General features: G+C 40.2%; 2 protein-coding genes. Both read right to left on the reverse strand.

Translation table 11 applies throughout. The features are described 5' to 3' along the window. Positions 1–569 precede the first annotated feature (569 nt). Positions 570–1970: a zonular occludens toxin domain-containing protein gene (locus tag D1Z90_RS20305; protein WP_119912596.1), complete on the reverse strand. Its 1401-nt coding sequence runs from the start codon at positions 1968–1970 to the stop codon at positions 570–572. After that, the coding region (locus D1Z90_RS20310) for a hypothetical protein (RefSeq protein ID WP_232525325.1) at positions 1970–2397 on the reverse strand (428 nt) is incomplete at its 5' end. The genes D1Z90_RS20310 and D1Z90_RS20305, both read right to left, overlap by 1 nt.

A 2397-nucleotide genomic window follows, 5' to 3' on the forward strand; every position in this document is an offset into this window, starting at 1 on the left:
ACATAATGCGCAGTTATATATACCGACCCAGATAAACGGCGTTATATCACCAAATGGCGCTGAAAGTATCGTTTGTCATTCGACAGGAAAATTTATTGATTGTTGAACGATTAGCGCAGTTTGTCGCTTCGCTCCGGTTTAGCAGAAAGATGTAAAGTTTTTTGTGGGATTAGCGTTTGGCGTTCTTGTGATAAGAAACCCCAATTGCTGGGGCTTCGTTGGTTTGGCATGGCTTCGCCATATATCAGCGTGCTGGATGTAATGCGGAAGCGATGCAGTATTTCATTTTGTCTTTGCTTTTAGTGTTATCACAAAGCTTGTTAAAGGTTCTACGGGCTTGTTCTCTACAATATCTGCGCTCCATGGAATGCTTTTTATAGTCATAGCAAACCGTAGAAAGATCGATATAGCCATCATGTTTTAACTTGTACCTGACATTGTAATGGCGGTTTTCATAAGAAGTGACGACCTTGGCCAGTGTCGTTGTTGAAGTGAAAAACAAAGAAAACATTATCACCAACGCTTTAGCATGCCAGCCTACTCGTCCGCTAGATCGCTCCCTCGCGCGGCTAGCCTGCGAAAGCATTGGTGATATGGTTAGAAGTGACTTCATTGTATAAATTGTTGTCCTTGCTAAAAGTTTGTGAATCATCTTTATCGACAAATTTTTCTGATTTTGCCATCGGATCAAAAGTGGCAAACAACACTTGGTCAGTGTAATTATTCTTAAGCATGACCAAGCCATGTTGCTGAAATTTAACGACATAGCCGAGTATAGCAAGGTCATCATTATTTACTTGGGTAACGGTATTGTTTCCGAAGTCTAGTGTGAAAATATAGTTGTTTGGGTGTGCATAACCAGAGAGCCAGATTTTGTGTGCAGCGTAAGGATTTACGTCAATACGGCCAGCGTTCCCAGTAGCAGCCAACGCAATGCTATTATAACGAGCAGTAAGACCATCAGTTTTTTTATCAACTTGAACGCTAGCTTGAAGAGCTTGCTCAGTAGAGGTCGGAAGACCTTTCGGTACAATTTTTGAAACGGGCTCAGAAATCGGCTCTTTAACCTCTGAATTCTTACCATAATCATTAATAAAGATCTGCCATAAACCATAGCCAACATATCCTAGTGAGGAAACAATAAGGATCATAATTAATATGATCTTCGGATGTTTAAAAGGGTTGTCAGACTGGCCTGATTTTGTGTTTTTGCCGGTCTGGGTTGATTTGTAACAAAGGTGAACCCATAGCGGAACTTTTTCGGTTTTCTTAAACGTGTCTTTAACGGTTAAGCCGGTAGTTTTGGGCTTGTGTTCACTGATAAGCGGTTTACGTTTAAAAAAAGGTATTGAGTCACGGTTGCGGTGCGCAAAAGCGGTTTCACATGTACCGCGAATGCGTTTGTTTATATCTTCTATATCGGGAGTGCCAAGGACAATATCCCAGTTGTATTTTCTGTGACGCTTAAAAGCGGAATTAAGAGAAACGGGATAAACAACAGTACCATCGTTGTTAAACATAAGCTCACCAGTATCGTCTATATCACCCTCATCAAAATCGTCTGGCTTAATTGAGTCAAGCTGAGAGTGATAAAGAGAAATAATAGACTTTGGTAATTTATCTTTAAAAACTTCAATGGGCTTGTATTTGGTTTTATCTTCTGACCATTCTTTTGTTGTTGTGTAAACATCTTGAGCTTCATCAAGAATCACCATAGCACCAAGAGGCATCCAACAATACCAATGGCGCCAGAGTTCTGCGCGCTCTGCACCAATAGAATTAATACGAATTAGTGCTGACGTATCAGGAAATTTTTCACCAAGGGCTTTTTCAATATATTTAAGTGGATAAACGCCTTCGACATTTGTAACTACTATGCGCCCTTCCCTTAGCGCTGGTATTAAATGCTTGGAAATAATAAGCGCTGATTTATAAGATCCCGGGGGGCCGTGTCTGATTATCGCAGCCATTACCAACCCACCATATTGAGTACAAAACGAGTCATGTAACACTCAAAAAGAAACATAATGCAGTCTGGCAAACGCAAGCGAGATGCAAAATAAGCAACATCGGTTGGCAATGCAGTTAACGCAGTTGAGATATGTTGAGTAATGTTCAAATCATTTAAAATATGACCTGCAACGTCAGAAGCGAGTTGCATCATAAATAACATGCTAACGACCTTGGCATAAACAACAAACTCAAGCATATAAGCAATGATTCGGCTGATTAAATCAGGGATTTCAATAGTGAAAAAATCCCTGATATCTTGAATAAGTTGGCCTATTTCTGAAAAGAAAGCTGATCCATCAGCAGCATAAACCTGAAATGAAAATAGACAGGTTAAGAATATTAAATATCTCAATTTGACCTCCCAGATAGCACGATACCCGCGCC

Source organism: Motilimonas pumila (genome assembly GCF_003596335.1).
Lineage (GTDB): Bacteria > Pseudomonadota > Gammaproteobacteria > Enterobacterales > CBDFNC01 > Motilimonas > Motilimonas pumila.

Bases quoted from the DNA above. Each gene is read 5' to 3' on its own strand.
- D1Z90_RS20305 (WP_119912596.1), bottom strand. From the start codon at position 1,970: ATGGCTGCGATAATCAGACACGGCCCCCCGGGATCTTATAAATCAGCG.